General features: G+C 66.7%; 21 protein-coding genes and 1 riboswitch. Of the genes, 8 read left to right on the top strand and 13 right to left on the bottom strand.

What is annotated here, in order from left to right; genetic code table 11:
- Positions 1–49: 49 nt before the first annotated feature.
- Positions 50–1,000: a superoxide dismutase gene (locus tag E1264_RS04050; RefSeq protein WP_243710730.1), complete on the bottom strand. Its 951-nt coding sequence runs from the start codon at positions 998–1,000 to the stop codon at positions 50–52.
- Between the two features lie 118 nt (positions 1,001–1,118).
- Between E1264_RS04050 and E1264_RS04055 the strand changes: the two genes are divergently transcribed.
- Entirely contained in the window at positions 1,119–1,673 is a 555-nt protein-coding gene (locus E1264_RS04055; protein WP_243710731.1) for a MarR family transcriptional regulator, read from the top strand.
- 74 nt (positions 1,674–1,747) lie between these two features.
- On the opposite strand, the gene metE is transcribed toward E1264_RS04055, so the two are convergent.
- The 3 genes from metE to E1264_RS04070 all read right to left on the bottom strand — a co-directional run bounded on the left by metE (position 1,748) and on the right by E1264_RS04070 (position 5,140).
- Positions 1,748–4,009 (bottom strand): 5-methyltetrahydropteroyltriglutamate--homocysteine S-methyltransferase, encoded by a 2,262-nt coding sequence (metE, locus tag E1264_RS04060; RefSeq protein WP_132169672.1) that lies wholly within the window; start codon positions 4,007–4,009, stop codon positions 1,748–1,750.
- Between the two features lie 98 nt (positions 4,010–4,107).
- Positions 4,108–4,319: riboswitch (cobalamin riboswitch) on the bottom strand.
- A 12-nt stretch (positions 4,320–4,331) separates the two neighbouring features.
- Positions 4,332–4,850 (bottom strand): hypothetical protein, encoded by a 519-nt coding sequence (locus E1264_RS04065; RefSeq protein ID WP_132169674.1) that lies wholly within the window; start codon positions 4,848–4,850, stop codon positions 4,332–4,334.
- Positions 4,851–4,879: 29 nt separating this feature from the next.
- Positions 4,880–5,140, bottom strand: coding sequence for a hypothetical protein (locus tag E1264_RS04070; protein ID WP_132169676.1), 261 nt, complete (start codon positions 5,138–5,140; stop codon positions 4,880–4,882).
- Positions 5,141–5,376: 236 nt separating this feature from the next.
- Here E1264_RS04070 and E1264_RS04075 point away from each other — a divergent pair, with 236 nt between their 5' ends.
- A complete protein-coding gene (locus tag E1264_RS04075) occupies positions 5,377–5,703 on the top strand; it encodes a hypothetical protein (RefSeq protein ID WP_132169678.1) in 327 nt (108 codons plus the stop codon).
- A 115-nt stretch (positions 5,704–5,818) separates the two neighbouring features.
- Here the strand turns inward: E1264_RS04075 and E1264_RS04080 are convergent, their stop codons facing one another.
- On the bottom strand, positions 5,819–6,292 hold the full coding sequence (locus E1264_RS04080) for a hypothetical protein (protein ID WP_132169680.1): 474 nt from the start codon (positions 6,290–6,292) through the stop codon (positions 5,819–5,821).
- Positions 6,293–6,638: 346 nt separating this feature from the next.
- On the opposite strand from E1264_RS04080, the gene E1264_RS04085 reads away from it, so the two are divergent.
- From E1264_RS04085 to E1264_RS45095, 3 genes are read left to right on the top strand one after another with little or no spacing between them, the layout of a single operon-like run.
- On the top strand, positions 6,639–7,079 hold the full coding sequence (locus E1264_RS04085; RefSeq protein ID WP_132169682.1) for a helix-turn-helix domain-containing protein: 441 nt from the start codon (positions 6,639–6,641) through the stop codon (positions 7,077–7,079).
- An 18-nt stretch (positions 7,080–7,097) separates the two neighbouring features.
- The gene (locus E1264_RS45090) at positions 7,098–7,331 is read left to right on the top strand and encodes a hypothetical protein (protein WP_243710732.1); all 234 of its coding nucleotides are present in this window, start codon (positions 7,098–7,100) and stop codon (positions 7,329–7,331) included.
- Positions 7,318–7,653: a PIN domain-containing protein gene (locus tag E1264_RS45095; protein ID WP_243710733.1), complete on the top strand. Its 336-nt coding sequence runs from the start codon at positions 7,318–7,320 to the stop codon at positions 7,651–7,653. The genes E1264_RS45090 and E1264_RS45095 overlap by 14 nt, the downstream gene beginning before the upstream one ends.
- Before the next feature lie 73 nt (positions 7,654–7,726).
- On the opposite strand, the gene E1264_RS45100 is transcribed toward E1264_RS45095, so the two are convergent.
- The 5 genes from E1264_RS45100 to E1264_RS04115 all read right to left on the bottom strand — a co-directional run bounded on the left by E1264_RS45100 (position 7,727) and on the right by E1264_RS04115 (position 9,358).
- Positions 7,727–7,834 (bottom strand): DUF397 domain-containing protein, encoded by a 108-nt coding sequence (locus tag E1264_RS45100; RefSeq protein WP_243710734.1) that lies wholly within the window; start codon positions 7,832–7,834, stop codon positions 7,727–7,729.
- A gap of 108 nt (positions 7,835–7,942) precedes the next feature.
- Positions 7,943–8,128 (bottom strand): DUF397 domain-containing protein, encoded by a 186-nt coding sequence (locus E1264_RS04100; protein ID WP_132169686.1) that lies wholly within the window; start codon positions 8,126–8,128, stop codon positions 7,943–7,945.
- 32 nt (positions 8,129–8,160) lie between these two features.
- Positions 8,161–8,346, bottom strand: a complete 186-nt coding sequence (locus tag E1264_RS04105) for a DUF397 domain-containing protein (protein ID WP_132169688.1) — start codon at positions 8,344–8,346, stop codon at positions 8,161–8,163.
- A 33-nt stretch (positions 8,347–8,379) separates the two neighbouring features.
- Complete coding sequence (locus E1264_RS04110; protein WP_132169690.1) at positions 8,380–8,565, bottom strand: DUF397 domain-containing protein; 186 nt, start codon at positions 8,563–8,565, stop codon at positions 8,380–8,382.
- Positions 8,566–8,587: 22 nt separating this feature from the next.
- Positions 8,588–9,358 carry a helix-turn-helix transcriptional regulator gene (locus E1264_RS04115; RefSeq protein WP_243710735.1) on the bottom strand — a complete coding sequence of 257 codons (771 nt, stop codon included), beginning with the start codon at positions 9,356–9,358 and terminating at the stop codon, positions 8,588–8,590.
- Positions 9,359–9,503: 145 nt separating this feature from the next.
- On the opposite strand from E1264_RS04115, the gene E1264_RS04120 reads away from it, so the two are divergent.
- Entirely contained in the window at positions 9,504–9,902 is a 399-nt protein-coding gene (locus tag E1264_RS04120; RefSeq protein WP_165963977.1) for an ATP-binding protein, read from the top strand.
- Positions 9,881–10,258, top strand: coding sequence for a hypothetical protein (locus E1264_RS04125; RefSeq protein WP_132169694.1), 378 nt, complete (start codon positions 9,881–9,883; stop codon positions 10,256–10,258). The genes E1264_RS04120 and E1264_RS04125 overlap by 22 nt, the downstream gene beginning before the upstream one ends.
- A gap of 11 nt (positions 10,259–10,269) precedes the next feature.
- On the opposite strand, the gene E1264_RS04130 is transcribed toward E1264_RS04125, so the two are convergent.
- The 3 genes from E1264_RS04130 to E1264_RS04140 are packed head-to-tail and all read right to left on the bottom strand — an operon-like array spanning position 10,270 to position 12,590.
- Positions 10,270–10,527 carry a hypothetical protein gene (locus tag E1264_RS04130; RefSeq protein WP_132169696.1) on the bottom strand — a complete coding sequence of 86 codons (258 nt, stop codon included), beginning with the start codon at positions 10,525–10,527 and terminating at the stop codon, positions 10,270–10,272.
- On the bottom strand, positions 10,517–11,713 hold the full coding sequence (locus E1264_RS45860; RefSeq protein WP_207935704.1) for a hypothetical protein: 1,197 nt from the start codon (positions 11,711–11,713) through the stop codon (positions 10,517–10,519). The genes E1264_RS04130 and E1264_RS45860 overlap by 11 nt, the downstream gene beginning before the upstream one ends.
- Positions 11,714–11,762: 49 nt before the next feature.
- Positions 11,763–12,590 (bottom strand): SRPBCC family protein, encoded by an 828-nt coding sequence (locus E1264_RS04140; protein WP_243710736.1) that lies wholly within the window; start codon positions 12,588–12,590, stop codon positions 11,763–11,765.
- Here E1264_RS04140 and E1264_RS44440 point away from each other — a divergent pair.
- The coding region (locus tag E1264_RS44440; RefSeq protein ID WP_207935705.1) for a hypothetical protein at positions 12,589–12,792 on the top strand (204 nt) is incomplete at its 3' end. The genes E1264_RS04140 and E1264_RS44440 overlap by 2 nt on opposite strands.

The following is a 12,792-nucleotide window of genomic DNA, read 5'->3' on the forward strand; positions in this document are numbered from 1 at the left end:
ACCGTGCCCGGAGAGCGGCGGTCAGGCCATACGACACGCGCCCCGCTGCTCAGGGCCGGGGGATGGCGACGGCGTTGTAGGAGAGGTGCGGGGTCGGCTCCGTGCTGAAGAACCGGATGTTGGGCAGATACAGCCGCGATCCGAACTCGGCGACGGTCGTCGGCAGGTCGAACCGGCTGTCGGTCACCCGCCGTATGACGCGGCCTTCCGTGCCCGCCGCGTTCAGCCGCACGACCGCCACGGTGTCGAAGCGGTTCTGCACCGCGTACAGCGTCCGGCCGTGCAGGAGCAGCCCGTCGCCGTCCGGCAGCGACTCGCCGTGCAGGTCCACGCGGCGGGTCGTCCCGGTCGCCGGGTCGACGTGGAACAGCCCGCCGGTGTTCGACTGCACGACGATCAGGCCCCGGCCGTCCGGGGTCGGCGTGATGCCGTTGGCGTTGAAGGCGGCGCCGTCGGGCCCGGTCCGGTACACGAGGTCGCCGGTGAGCGGGATCCGGACCGCCTCGGCGGGCAGCTCGCCGCCGTGCAGCGGCAGCTTGTAGAGCACCGGAGCGAAGGAGTCGGTGAACCAGGCGGCATCCCGCGTGAGGATGACGTCGTTGACGAACGTCGGCCCGGTGGCCAGCCGGTAGGAGGCCAGCACTCGCCCGGTCCGGACGTCGACAACCCGCGCGTCACCGCCCGTGCCGCCCGCCACGAACAGCCGTCCGTGCGCGTCCGTCTTCATCCCGAGTGCCTGCCCGCCGGTCCCGCGGCTGATGATCGCGCCGCGTCCGGTGCGCAGGTCGGCGCGGTAGACGGACCCGTCGGCCATGGAGCCGACGTAGGCGAACGGGCCGGGCCCGGTCGCGATCCCCTCGGGCTGGAACCCGTCCGGCAAGGGGATCGTGGTCGGGAAGCGATCGACGGCCGCCTGGACCGGGGCGGCGGCTTGGGTGGGGGAGCTGGCTTGGGCGGGGGCGCTCGTCAAGGCGGCCAGGACGAGCGGGAGCACGAGCACGGCGGAGATTCTCGAACGACGCACGGGCTAACCTCTCAATGCTGAAATTTTCAACGATGAAGACCGTACGCCGGTGATACCTTGGCGTCAAACAGTTCAATGTTGAGGGGTTTTGATCGTGGGCCGGGAGCCGGATCGGGAGCGGGAACGGGAGCGCGACGCGGTCGACCGCATCGTGGAGCAGTGGGGTCGCGCCCGCCCGGACCTGGACGCATCCCCCATGCGGGTCCTCGGCCGCCTGTCCCGGGTGACCCGGATCGTCGAGCGTGAACTCAAGGCGCTCTTCGCCGAGTTCGGCCTGGAGAGAGGCGAGTTCGACGTCCTCGCCACCCTCCGGCGCGGCGGCACGCCGGGCGGCATGACCGCCGGCATGCTGGCCCGCTCCTCGATGGTGACCTCGGGCGCCGTCACCAACCGGCTCGACCGGCTCGTCGCCAAGGGCTACATCACGCGCGACATCGACCCGGCCAACCGCCGGAGCGTCATCGTCGACCTCACGCCCGAGGGCCGCGAACTCATCGACCGCGCCGTCGCCGCCCACCTCGACAACGAACGGCGCATCCTCGCCGCACTCGACAGGCACCAGCAGGACGACCTCGCCGCGACCCTGCGCACCCTGCTCCTCAGCCTCGACGACAAGGAAACCGACCCCCGCACGCTGGGCAACCCCTGAGCCCGGACGGCAACCCATGATCGGCACCAGGCCGACCCCGGGACGTCCACATCCCGGGATCGGCCTGCCCGGGGTCAGCCGCTCACACCGGTCACGTCGGCACGGACCCGCCGCGCCGCCGTCACCAGATTCCGCAGCGACGCCTCCGTCTCCGGATAGGCACGGGTCTTCAGCCCGCAGTCCGGATTGACCCACAACCGTCCAGGCTCGACGGCCCGCAGCGCCCGCCGCAGGTTCTCCTCGATCTCATCGGCACCGGGAACGCGCGGCGAGTGGATGTCGTAGACGCCGGGCCCGATCCCGTTCTCGTACCCGCCGTCACGCAGATCCGCGACGAGCTCCATGTGCGAGCGCGCGGCCTCGACGCTGGTCACGTCGGCGTCCAGCGCCCGGATCGTCCCGATGATCTCGCCGAACTCGGAGTAGCACATGTGCGTGTGGATCTGCGTCGTGTCGGCGACGCCCGAGGTCGCGAGGTGGAACGCGGCGACGGCCCACTCCATGTAGGCCGGACGGCCCGCCTCCCGCAGCGGCAGCAGCTCGCGCAGCGCGGGCTCGTCCACCTGGATGACGCGGATCCCGGCCGCCTCCAGGTCGGCGATCTCGTCCCGCAGCGCGAGCGCGAGCTGCCGGGCGGTGTCGGCGAGCGGCTGGTCGTCACGCACGAACGACCAGGCCAGCATGGTGACGGGTCCGGTCAGCATGCCCTTGACCGGCTTGCTGGTGAGCGACTGCGCGTACGTCGCCCACTCCACCGTCATCGGACGGGGCCGCGCGACATCGCTGTGCAGGATCGGCGGCCGGACGTACCGCGACCCGTATGACTGCACCCACCCGTACTGGGTGGTGGCGTACCCGTCGAGCTGCTCGGCGAAGTACTGCACCATGTCGTTGCGTTCGGGCTCGCCGTGGACGAGAACGTCCAGGCCGAGGTCCTCCTGCAGCGCGATGACGCGGGCGATCTCGTCCTTCATGGCCCGCGTGTAGGCGTCGGCGGTGACGCGCCCGGCGCGATAGTCGGCACGGATCCGGCGGATCTCGGGGGTCTGCGGGAACGAGCCGACGGTCGTCGTCGCCAGCGCGGGCAGCCCGAGCTCGTCCTGCTGCGCGGCGAACCGCGCACCCCGATCACCGCGCCCGGCCGCCGCCTCACCAAGCGATTCCAGCCGGGCCCGAACACCATGATCGACTCCCGCAGGCGGCGCCGACGCCTCGACCGACGCGGGAACGTCCTCCCGCAGCGCCCGCCCGACCGCGACGACCTCCGCGACCTTCTGCCGCGCGAACGCAAGCCGCCCCCGAACGCCCGGATCCAGCGACGTCTCGGCGTCCAGATCGATCGGCACATGCAGCAGCGAGCAGGACGCGCTCACCACAACCTGATCGACGAGCCCGAGCAGAGCCGCGCAGGTGGCCTTCGCCCGCCCCTGGTCGGCACGCCACACGTTCCGCCCGTCCACGACACCCGCGACGAGCGTCTTACGTGGCAGCCCGCCCACCGACGCCAGAACATCAAGGTTGTCCGGCCCGGCCACGAAGTCCAGCCCGACCGCCTCGACGCGGCTCCCGGCCAGCACGCGCAGCGCGTCCGCGCCGATCGTGCCGAAGTACGTGGCGACCATCAGCCGTGGCCTGCTCGTCAACCGCCCCAGCCGCGCGTACGCACGAGCGAATGCCGCGATCTCCTCGTCACTGCGGTCGGCGACGAGCGCGGGCTCGTCCAGCTGAACCCACCCGGCCCCTGACCCGGCGAGCCGTTCCAGCACCTCGGCGTACACGTCGATGAGCCCGTCGAGAAGATCGAGCGTCCGGAAGTCGCCGGGTGCCCCCTCCGCGGGCTTGGCGAGCAGCAGGTAGCTGAGCGGCCCGACGAGAACCGGCCGGGTCTCGATGCCCAGCGCCTTGGCCTCCCGGTACTCGACCAGCGGCTTGGCGGCGGAGCCGTCCGCCAGCCGGAACCGCGTCCCCGGCCCCAGCTCGGGGACGATGTAGTGGTAGTTCGTGTCGAACCACTTCGTCATCTCCAGCGGCGGGACGTCCTGCGCACCGCGCGCCATCGCGAAGTACCGGTCGAACCCCGTCAGGTGGCGGTACCGGTCGGGGACGGCGTCGACCAGCACGCTCGTGTCGAGCACCTGGTCGTAGAAGGAGAAGGTGTTGGACGGGATCGCGTCCAGACCGGCGTCGCGCAGGCTCGTCCATCCATCCGCACGCAGCTCCGCGCCCTTCGCCTTGAGGGCGTCGGCGTCGATGCGTCCGGCCCAGAAGTCCTCGGTGGCGAACTTCAGCTCCCGGCGCGGCCCGATTCGGGGATATCCAAGGATCGTCGTGTTCATGGCGGCTTCCCTCGCTGTGCCGTAGGCGGACGCGGGAGGAGCGCACGGCGAATCGTACGCCGCGGACCTTCCCGCGAGGCCGCAGACCACCGCGCACCGGCCGGCGCGCGGGCGGAGGCAGGTCTTCGGACTCGCGGGCATCGCTTCCCGGAAGAAGCGTCCTACTAACCGTCGCTTCCCAGGCCCTCCGGCCCAGTGCGTGATGACGGCGGTCGTTCCCACTCACCGCTGCGGGGCAGTCCCGGATTCGCACCGGGTTCCCTCTTACGACACTCGGACAACCGAGTGAACCTTCCGCACCCCGAAGTCTACTCGGGCTGCCTCAGGCCAGCGCCTCGCGAAGAATCCGAACCGCCTTCGGCCCAACCCCGTGCATGGCCAGCAACTCGGCATCGGTCAGGTCTGCGACCTGACTGAGCGAGGTGATACCAGCCCCCACCAGCGCCCGGGTGGCGGGCCCTCCAATGCCCTTGGGCAGGTCGCCGACCTCACCGGGCCGCGCGCCGTCCCCAGCGGCCACCCCCGCCGCCAACCGTTCTGGCGCCTGCGAAAGCCAAGCACGCCGAACCCAGTGATTGAGCTGCTGCCCATTGATGTCCCCGATCGGCACCCGCACACCGCCCGGCGCCGCACCACGCCCCAACGCCTCCGCCGTCGGATGAGCTGCAAGAACCTCCTCCACATCGGACGCAGGAAGCCGGAGCTGAACCACCTTGTCCGTGCCCAACGACGCGAACGGCTTCTCCTGCACCGTGAATACGACGCTTCCCGAATCGGTGGCTTGCTCGACGGTCTCGGGATACGAGAGGGCGGTTTTGCGGAGCTGAGCGAGAGTCGTCATGGCCCCAACCTAAATGGGTGCCCGCCGCGTCATCGATGAGCGCACAGGGCCCGGTCGGTCAGCTTCAGGCACCTGGTCAGCTGGGCCTTCTTAGCTTCGGGGTAGCTCGGCTCGGAGGCGAGCACGATCTCCACGCTCGTCCGGCCGTCCGCAGAAGCGGCGTTGACGCTGGCGACGCCCCAGCTGACGCCTCCGTGGAACCAGACCCAGGTGCCGCATTGCGTCCGGTGTTTGGCCAGGCCGAGCCCGTACCCGGCCTCCCTGTAGATCACCTGCCACTCTGAGGCCACCCCCAGGATGGGAACCAACCGAGATGGCAGAAGGCCTTCGACGGAGCCTGCGAAGCTCACTGGTTCGAGTTCGCTCAGCCGTTAATGCGTCGATACGAGACCGGCCTCCGTACAAAACCGGCTTGCCCGGTTGTTCGTCGCACGCCATAATGATCATCCATTTTGCTGGCGACATGGTGCCTGCAAACTGAATTGGTCAATTCACTGACCGTCACTTTTTGCAGCGAGGAGATGAGATGCGACGAGTCGCGCTCGGTATCGGAGTTCTGACGGTCGCGGGAGCAGTCGCTGTACCGACCCCCGCAAACGCCGCGTCCGGCAAGCTTATTTTCGACCAGCGCAATGGTTACCGGGTCGTCATCGAGAACCCTCCTGCGGGAGCCTGCTATAACCTCTCGTCCCAGGCCGGGCACACCAAGGTCGGCGCCCTCTATAACGAGACCACCAGGCCGATCAAGCTCATCATGCGTCCGAACTGCACCGATCAGGCCGGCTGGTTCAATCTTCCACCGTCCGAGAACACGCTCTACGCGCCGGACGAGAGCATCCTGATCTTGGAGTAACCAGGACGTTGTCCTCAAAGGCCCGGAACCGTCATCGGTCCGGGCCTTTTGGGTGGCCGGAGACTCCATGGACGCAGGGTCGCCTGCCTCAGCTCGGCCCTGCCGCCAGGCGCTCTCAGCCCTCACCGAGAGCGGAGACAAGCCACTGCGCTGCCAGGGCGACCTCGGGATCGGCATCTTGCGTCAACCGGCGCGCAGCCATTACTTCGGCGCGAACGGCCCGGTGAGCCGATCGTTCCCACTCCACCTTCGGTCTGTAACCGGGCGAGTCCCCCAAGGCGGCTGCGGCCTGGCTCCAGGCGTCGCTACACCAAATCTCTTGCAGGAACTGCAGGATCTCAGGCCGACAGGTCACCTGCGGCGCCTGCGTCAACTCCCACAACAGCGGAACGGCCGCAGCGGTCGCCTGCTCAACCGCTATACCATCCCGACACAGCAGAAAGCGCAGGTCACCCAACGCCGCAAGCGCATCGTCCGGACCACTCCACGCGACCTTCGCCAGCAGCGACGGGCCCTTGGCCGCAGACCCCGAAGAAGCAGCGAGCTCGCCCCAGGCGACCAACTTCGCTCGCTTCAACAGCGTCCCCACACCCGCCCCCTCAAAGCGCCCACTAGTACGACCCATAGACCCGCTTCCGAGGGCCCGGTCATCCAGCCGATCACCCGATTCTGCAAGCATGCCGCTCGCTCGCGCCCGCCCGGAACCACACCAATCCTGCCAAGCGCCCACTGCCCCGGCTGCCGTTCCAGACAGCGTTCGGCTTCTACACCCGCCACATCCGGTCACCAACACTCACCAACCGTCTCCGGCGTAAGGCTCCAGTCGCTGGACTCCTGGGGGGATCGCATGCCTGGCCCGGACCGTGCCGCGCGGTGGTAGACCCGTCCACGGTACGAGGGTTGCGTTTATTGCGTATGTTGCGGATACTGCATACATGACGACTGTGCAAGCCAAGCGCCTAAGCCCCGGAACAATCGATGCCGAACTGGCCAAACGGGCCAAGCGGCGGATCGCTGACTACCTCACCAGCAACCCCGACGCTCAGCAGATCCGAGTTACCGGTGAGCTTGCAGGTGAGCACGCCCTGGTCCTGCCACGCGAGGTGGTTGACCTGCTCGCGTTCATCCTCATCCAGGCTGCCCAGGGCCGGGGAGTGAACGTCATGCCTCTCAAGGCTGAGCTGACCACCCAGCAGGCGGCCGACATCCTCAACGTATCCCGTCCCTATCTGATCGGCCTGCTGGAAGACGGCAAGATCCCGTATCGGCTGGTTGGGCGACACCGCCGGATCAGGTATGAGGATCTGCTCGACTACCAGCGACGCGATGATGCTGAGCGCCGAGCTGCGGCCGATGAGTTGTCAGTGCTCGGCTAGGAGCTGGGTAACTGAGCCATGGCCTTCGTCGTGGTCTATGACGCCAACGTACTGTTCGGCAACACAATGCGGGACTTGTTCGTCCGCATCGCCATGAAGCGGACCAGCAGGATCCGCGCCAAGTGGACCGACCAGATCCTGGATGAAGTATTCAAGAACCTCGCCGCTCGGCGGCCGGACATAGCTGAGACTACCCAGGGTTCGGCAATTGATGAACCGTGCGGTGCCGGACGCGATAGTGACCGACTATGAGCCGCTGATCGAGGGCTTAAAACTGCCGGACCCAGACGACCGCCACGTGCTGGCCGCTGCCATCAAGGCGGGGGCTCAGGTCATCGTTACTGCAAATGTCAGGGACTTTCCCAGGGAGGCTCTGCAGCCTTGGGCTCTGGAAGCCAAGACACCGGATGAGTTCATTCTCGATCAGATCGACATCGACGACCGCAACGTGTGGGCATGTGTTCAAGAGATCGCAGACACTCGGAACAACCCGCCGGGTACCGTGGATGACGTACTCGATGAGCTAGAACACGCTGGTCTGGTGGAGGCTGTAGCAGAGTTGCGAGCGCCATAACTACCGTTTGAGGTGCTGCGACGGGCAAGCTCCGCCCGTCTCTTATCTATCGCCCCAGCCACTCGGTTTTCCTCTAGCGGTCTTTGAGGGTCTGGGTGAGGTGGCGGAAGTCGTTGTGGTTAAGGGCGAGCTTGGGGCCATTGGGGTTTTTGCTGTCTCGGATGGCGATCACATTGCTCACAGAGGTAAGCTCCACGCAGTCACCGCCGTTCTCGGCGCTCTTGCGTGCCTTGCGCCACAGCGTTACTCAGGTCCATTTCTCGCCTCGGTACGGTAAGTCAGCTGGTGGTTAGAGGTTCTTGAGGATCTGGGTGAGGTGGCGGAAGTCGTTGTGGCTAAGGAAGAGCTTGGGGCCATTGGGGTTCTTGCTGTCGCGAATGGCCACGGTTTCAGGGAGGCTGGCAACTTCTACGCAGTTGCCGCCGTTCTCCGTCGTCCCACGCGCCTTGCGCCACACAGCGTTACTCAGGTCCATTTCTCGCCTCGGTGCGGCAAATCAGCTGGTTGTTAGAGGTTCTTGAGAAGCTGGGTGAGGTGGCGGAAGTCGTGGTGGCTGATGGTGAGTTTGGGGCCGTGAGGGTCTTTGCTGTCGCGGACGCTAAAGTGGATCGGGGTGCGGGCTACTTCGATGCACTCGCCGCCGTTGGCGCCACTGTAGGACGACTTTCGCCACGTGCTTTGGATCAGGTCCATTTCTCTACCCCCGTCCTGTGAACCAGCTTGTTGTTAGAGGTTCTTGAGGGTTTGAGTGAGGTGGCGGAAGTCGTTGTGGCTTAGGAAGAGCTTGGGGCCATTGGGGTTCTTGCTGTCTCGGATGGCTACGGTTTCAGGGATGCTGGCGACTTCTACGCAGTTGCCGCCGTTGGAGGTGCTGCGGTTGGCCTTGCGCCACACAGCCTGAGTCAGGTCCATCTCTCTTCCACCATTCTGCGGATCAGGTCGATACTCGCTGCCATCGGCAGTGCCAGGCTGCGAAGTTCGCGGAGGGTTTTGCGATCGTAGCCAGGGCGTCTGGCTCACTCAAGGTGAGTCCACGATACCCGCTCTCGACGTACGCCACTTCGGAGCGATCCTGAAGCGTGGCCACGACGAAGGCGCCCGAGTTGCCCGCGTGCTCGCCGCGGTTCGGCACGATCTGGATGGTGAGGTTGGGGCCAGCCATGCTGATCAGGTATTCAAGCTGCTCGCGCATGATTTCCTTGTTGCCGGTCTCGCGGTACAAGACCGCCTCGTCCAGCAAAACGGTCAGCGCTGGGGGTTGGTCCCTGCGGAGGATTTCCTGACGCTTGAGGCGGGCATCGACCGCCTCCTTGTCTCCGTGGAGGATCGCGTTTGCATACGCGGGCGTCTGTAGAAGGCCAGGTACGACGGTGAGGCTGTACTCCGTGAGCTCTACGGCCTCGGCCTCGACGGTGGGCCAGTCGAACCATGTGGGGTAGGCCGCGTCCATGACGAGGTCTTTCCAGAGCTCCTGAATCTGCCCATCAGCCCCAAGCGTCTCGTCGGCCGCAGTGGCGAACTCGAACCGGCAGCGGGTGCGTCCGAGTTCTACCAAAGATACATATTGGGTTGTTACGCCCAATTTATTGGCCAGCCGTTCCTGGCTGAGCCCGGTGGCGGTGCGGTAGCGCCGGACCGCCTTGCCAAAGGCGATCAGCATGGGGGACGCACCGTTGCGTTTGCCCTGCTGGCGGGAGGCTGTCATACAGCAATGGTGACTCAAGCGCCCTCAAGTTGCCATCAAGTTAGAGATAGTCGGTTTTCTCTTTCTTTCGGGCTTGATGGGTCCCGGGAAGCGTCGGCTGCCTCAATTGCGAGCAAGCAACCAGACACGTTCGAGGGGCATGGTGATGACTACAGGGGCTTTTGCGCCGGGGAGGTCGGGGCTGGTTCTGGAGCCGACGGACCGGGCGCCCGCTGAGGCGCGGTGCTATATCGCCAAGCGGTTCCGTGAGCTGGGGTGCGACGACGACTACGTCGCTCGGATCGTGGTTACGGAACTGGTTACAAATGCATACAAGCACGTCGGATTCGGGCAGATCGTGGTTCGGGTTTTCCAGGACAAGCGTGACGATCTGGTCGTCATCGAGGTCCGGGACGACGGGACGGGGCTGCCCGTCGTCCGGGACGAGGACCACGACGCGACGTGCGGGCGCGGCCTGCTGCTGGTGGTGCAGCTCGTCCACGACTGGGGCGTCAGGCAGCTCGATGAGGAAGGGAAGGTCGTATGGGCTCGCTGCGGCCGCTGAACGTCCGGGCCGAACGGTACGTGCTGCGATGGCGGACGCGGCTCGGGCGAGGCACGGCGATCCGCTACCTCGATCTGCTGGACGGGGCCATCACGTCCAAGTGCTACAGGTGCGTCAGGCTCTACCAGGTCGAGGAGGTCCCCACTTGGCCGCCGCTCCTGTGGGTCTTCGCCTTCAGCCCGAGCAACCACGTCAAGGTCGTGGTTAGGGTGCGTGCTACGCCGGGTGGTGCGTGGGGATACTACGAGGCTGGGCGCGGTAGGTGCGGTTACCTCGCGGGCTGTGGTGACCTCGAGTACGCCACCGAGCAGGTGGACGCGCTTCTCAGGCACCGCATGTTCCCCGCCACCTGGTAGCTGGTTCGGCTTTAGGGGACGTCGGGGTCCAGTTTCGCCGCTATGGCGTAGTGGATTTCGATGTCGCGGTAGGTGGTGTTCTCCTGGACCTTGTCCGGGAGGTTGGCGCGGTCGCTGCCAGACGTGGAGTCGTCGCCGGCGTTTCCTGTGAAGATGACCGAGCTTTCGGGGGCCACGTGGAAGCGGAGTTCGTCGGCCTTCACCTTGGCTGTGAAGAGGATGTCGGCCGTCCGGCGGACTTCTGCGTCTGGGAGGCCGTCATGACTCATGGTCGGTCGGCTCCTTTTCCGGTGAGCTGGGTGGCTGGGAGAACATCCGGAGCAGGGCCCGGCCGAGGTCTCGTATGGACTCTTCGGTTCCGTGCAGTGCGGTCTGGAGGTCTGTGCCCTCCTGGTCGTCGGACTTGGTTTCCTGTGCGTCGTTGTCGTCTCCCGTGTCCTCCTTGACGGCATCGTCTGAGGACGTGTCCGTGACTGCCTCGCTTGCGCTTTCGGTGCTCTTGCCTAGGTTTTGGACGGTGTCGCCTGCACCTTCGGTGGCCTTGCCGGTGGTCTCCGCGACCTGGCCAGCGCCCTCGCCGGTGCTCTTGGCGGCGTCACCTGCGCCTTTGCCCACGTCTTCGGTTGCGCGCCCGGCACTTTCGGCCGCGCGTCCGGTGCCCTTGCCTACGTCCTGGACGGCGTCGCTTGCACCTTCGCCGACGTTTTCGACTGCTCCGCCTGTGCCTCGGCCGACCTCTTGGACCGCGCCGCCTGCCCCGTGTCCTACGTCCTGGACGGCTCCGCCTGCGCCTTCGCCGACGTTCTCTACCGCGCCGCCTGCGCCTCGGCCTACGTCCTGGACGGCTCCGCCTGCGCCGCGTCCGACATCCTGGACTGCGCCGCCTGCGCCTCGGCCTACGTCCTGGACGGCTCCGCCTGCGCCGCGTCCGACATCCTGGACTGCGCCGCCTGCGCCTCGGCCTACGTCTTGGACTGCGCCGCCTGCGCCTCGGCCTACGTCTTGGACGGCGCCTCTTGCGCCTCTGCCTACCTCGCCTACGGCGGTGCCGGTTCCGGTGCCTATTTCGCGGGCCGCCGCCTCCACGCCGCGGCCGACGTGCTGGAGGATCTCGGGGTTGCGGTCGAGGGTGGTCAGGACGCGGTCGACGATGATGGCCACGTTGTCGAGCCGGACCTTGAGCTGCGCCTGAGCCTCGACGCCCTTGATGTCCAGCTTGACCCTGCCGAGGAACACGTCCGCGCCGACGTTCAGCTTCAGCAGGTCAAGTACCTGGGCGACGAGGGAGACGTGCGCTTCCAGGTTCTCGACCTCAAGGGATATCTCGTCCACCTTGAGCAGGGGGACGTCGAGGTAGACGTCCGGGCCCTCGCCTGGTCGCGGGCTCTTGTCCGGAGCCACGGGTTTGCCGGTCAGGCCTTCTGGTTCCGGATTGCCGGATGCGTCGTCGCCCATCGTTTCCCCCCGATCCGCCGTTCGGATCCCCGTACCCTCGGGTGCGGGGCTATGCCCGGCTACCCTGACCTGCGGATTCCTGTTCCTCCTTGACGGCGTCCTCGTGGGTCTTGACCACTTCGCCGTCGCGGATCTCGCCGCGCCAGCCCTCGACCTCCTTCTGGTTCAGGAGTGTCTGCGTCATCATGTGGCGCTTGACGTTCTTGAACTCCAGGCGGAGGCGGCGGCCCTGCGCGCGCCACAGGTTCGCGGTCTTCTCGAAGAAGCCGTCCGGGTGGTATTCGGCCACCAGCAGGACCCGCGTCATGGTGGGCGCCAGCTCGTGGAAGGTCACGGCGCCATCGACGTATCCGTGCGGGCCCTTGGACGTCCAGACGATCCGCTCATCAGGGACCTGCTCGGTGATCGTGGATTCCCAGCTCCGGTGCGACCACAGGATCTTCGCCCGCCAGTTCACCTTCTCGTCGGACTCCTGCTCGACGCTCTCCACCTTCTTGGTGAAGGTCGGGAAGTCGGTGAACCGCGTCCACTGGTCGTAGGCGACGCGCCGTGGCAGCCCCACGTCGAACTCTTCGACGATGTTGGTGACCTTCGCGTTTCCGGCGCCGCCGCCGGAGCCGACGGCTTCCTTCGCCTTCTCCTTCGCGCCCGCCATGCCCGCGCCGAGGCCCGCCTTCAGGGGGCCCGCGCCCTTGGCGAGCTTCTCCGCACCGGCCGCCGCCGCCTTCTTTCCGGCTCCGTTGCCGTCCGCGGCCTCGTTCAGGCGGTGGGTCATCGCCTCTATGGCGCTGCTGGCCTTCTCCAGCGTCCGCACCATGAGCTTCCGGCCGGTCTCGGCGGGACCGGTCCGGCCTCCTTCGGTGCCTGTCTCCGGCATGGTCATCACTTCGCTTCGTCATTGCTTCCGTCTTGAACGGCATAGCCGCGAGACTGCGGACGAAACGACAGAAACCGGTGCTGAGCAGCGAAAACTAAAGATCTACGGTCTGGCGCTACGACCGCCAGCGGTGGCCGGTCAGGCGTTCGTAGACGTCTATGTAGCGGGCTCGGGTGGCGTCCACGACCTCTTGGGGGATGGC

The organism is Actinomadura sp. KC216 (genome assembly GCF_004348535.1).
GTDB lineage: Bacteria > Actinomycetota > Actinomycetes > Streptosporangiales > Streptosporangiaceae > Spirillospora.

What these genes read in the sequence shown, in the direction of transcription:
- metE (WP_132169672.1), bottom strand. Translation starts at nt 4,009, where the DNA reads ATGAACACGACGATCCTTGGATATCCCCGAATCGGGCCGCGCCGGGAG.
- E1264_RS04065 (WP_132169674.1), bottom strand. Translation starts at nt 4,850, where the DNA reads ATGACGACTCTCGCTCAGCTCCGCAAAACCGCCCTCTCGTATCCCGAG.
- E1264_RS04075 (WP_132169678.1), top strand. Translation starts at nt 5,377, where the DNA reads ATGCGACGAGTCGCGCTCGGTATCGGAGTTCTGACGGTCGCGGGAGCA.
- E1264_RS04085 (WP_132169682.1), top strand. Translation starts at nt 6,639, where the DNA reads ATGACGACTGTGCAAGCCAAGCGCCTAAGCCCCGGAACAATCGATGCC.
- E1264_RS45090 (WP_243710732.1), top strand. Translation starts at nt 7,098, where the DNA reads ATGGCCTTCGTCGTGGTCTATGACGCCAACGTACTGTTCGGCAACACA.
- E1264_RS04100 (WP_132169686.1), bottom strand. Translation starts at nt 8,128, where the DNA reads ATGGACCTGAGTAACGCTGTGTGGCGCAAGGCGCGTGGGACGACGGAG.
- E1264_RS04105 (WP_132169688.1), bottom strand. Translation starts at nt 8,346, where the DNA reads ATGGACCTGATCCAAAGCACGTGGCGAAAGTCGTCCTACAGTGGCGCC.
- E1264_RS04110 (WP_132169690.1), bottom strand. Translation starts at nt 8,565, where the DNA reads ATGGACCTGACTCAGGCTGTGTGGCGCAAGGCCAACCGCAGCACCTCC.
- E1264_RS04115 (WP_243710735.1), bottom strand. Translation starts at nt 9,358, where the DNA reads ATGACAGCCTCCCGCCAGCAGGGCAAACGCAACGGTGCGTCCCCCATG.
- E1264_RS04120 (WP_165963977.1), top strand. Translation starts at nt 9,504, where the DNA reads ATGACTACAGGGGCTTTTGCGCCGGGGAGGTCGGGGCTGGTTCTGGAG.
- E1264_RS04125 (WP_132169694.1), top strand. Translation starts at nt 9,881, where the DNA reads ATGGGCTCGCTGCGGCCGCTGAACGTCCGGGCCGAACGGTACGTGCTG.
- E1264_RS04130 (WP_132169696.1), bottom strand. Translation starts at nt 10,527, where the DNA reads ATGAGTCATGACGGCCTCCCAGACGCAGAAGTCCGCCGGACGGCCGAC.
- E1264_RS45860 (WP_207935704.1), bottom strand. Translation starts at nt 11,713, where the DNA reads ATGGGCGACGACGCATCCGGCAATCCGGAACCAGAAGGCCTGACCGGC.
- E1264_RS04140 (WP_243710736.1), bottom strand. Translation starts at nt 12,590, where the DNA reads ATGCCGGAGACAGGCACCGAAGGAGGCCGGACCGGTCCCGCCGAGACC.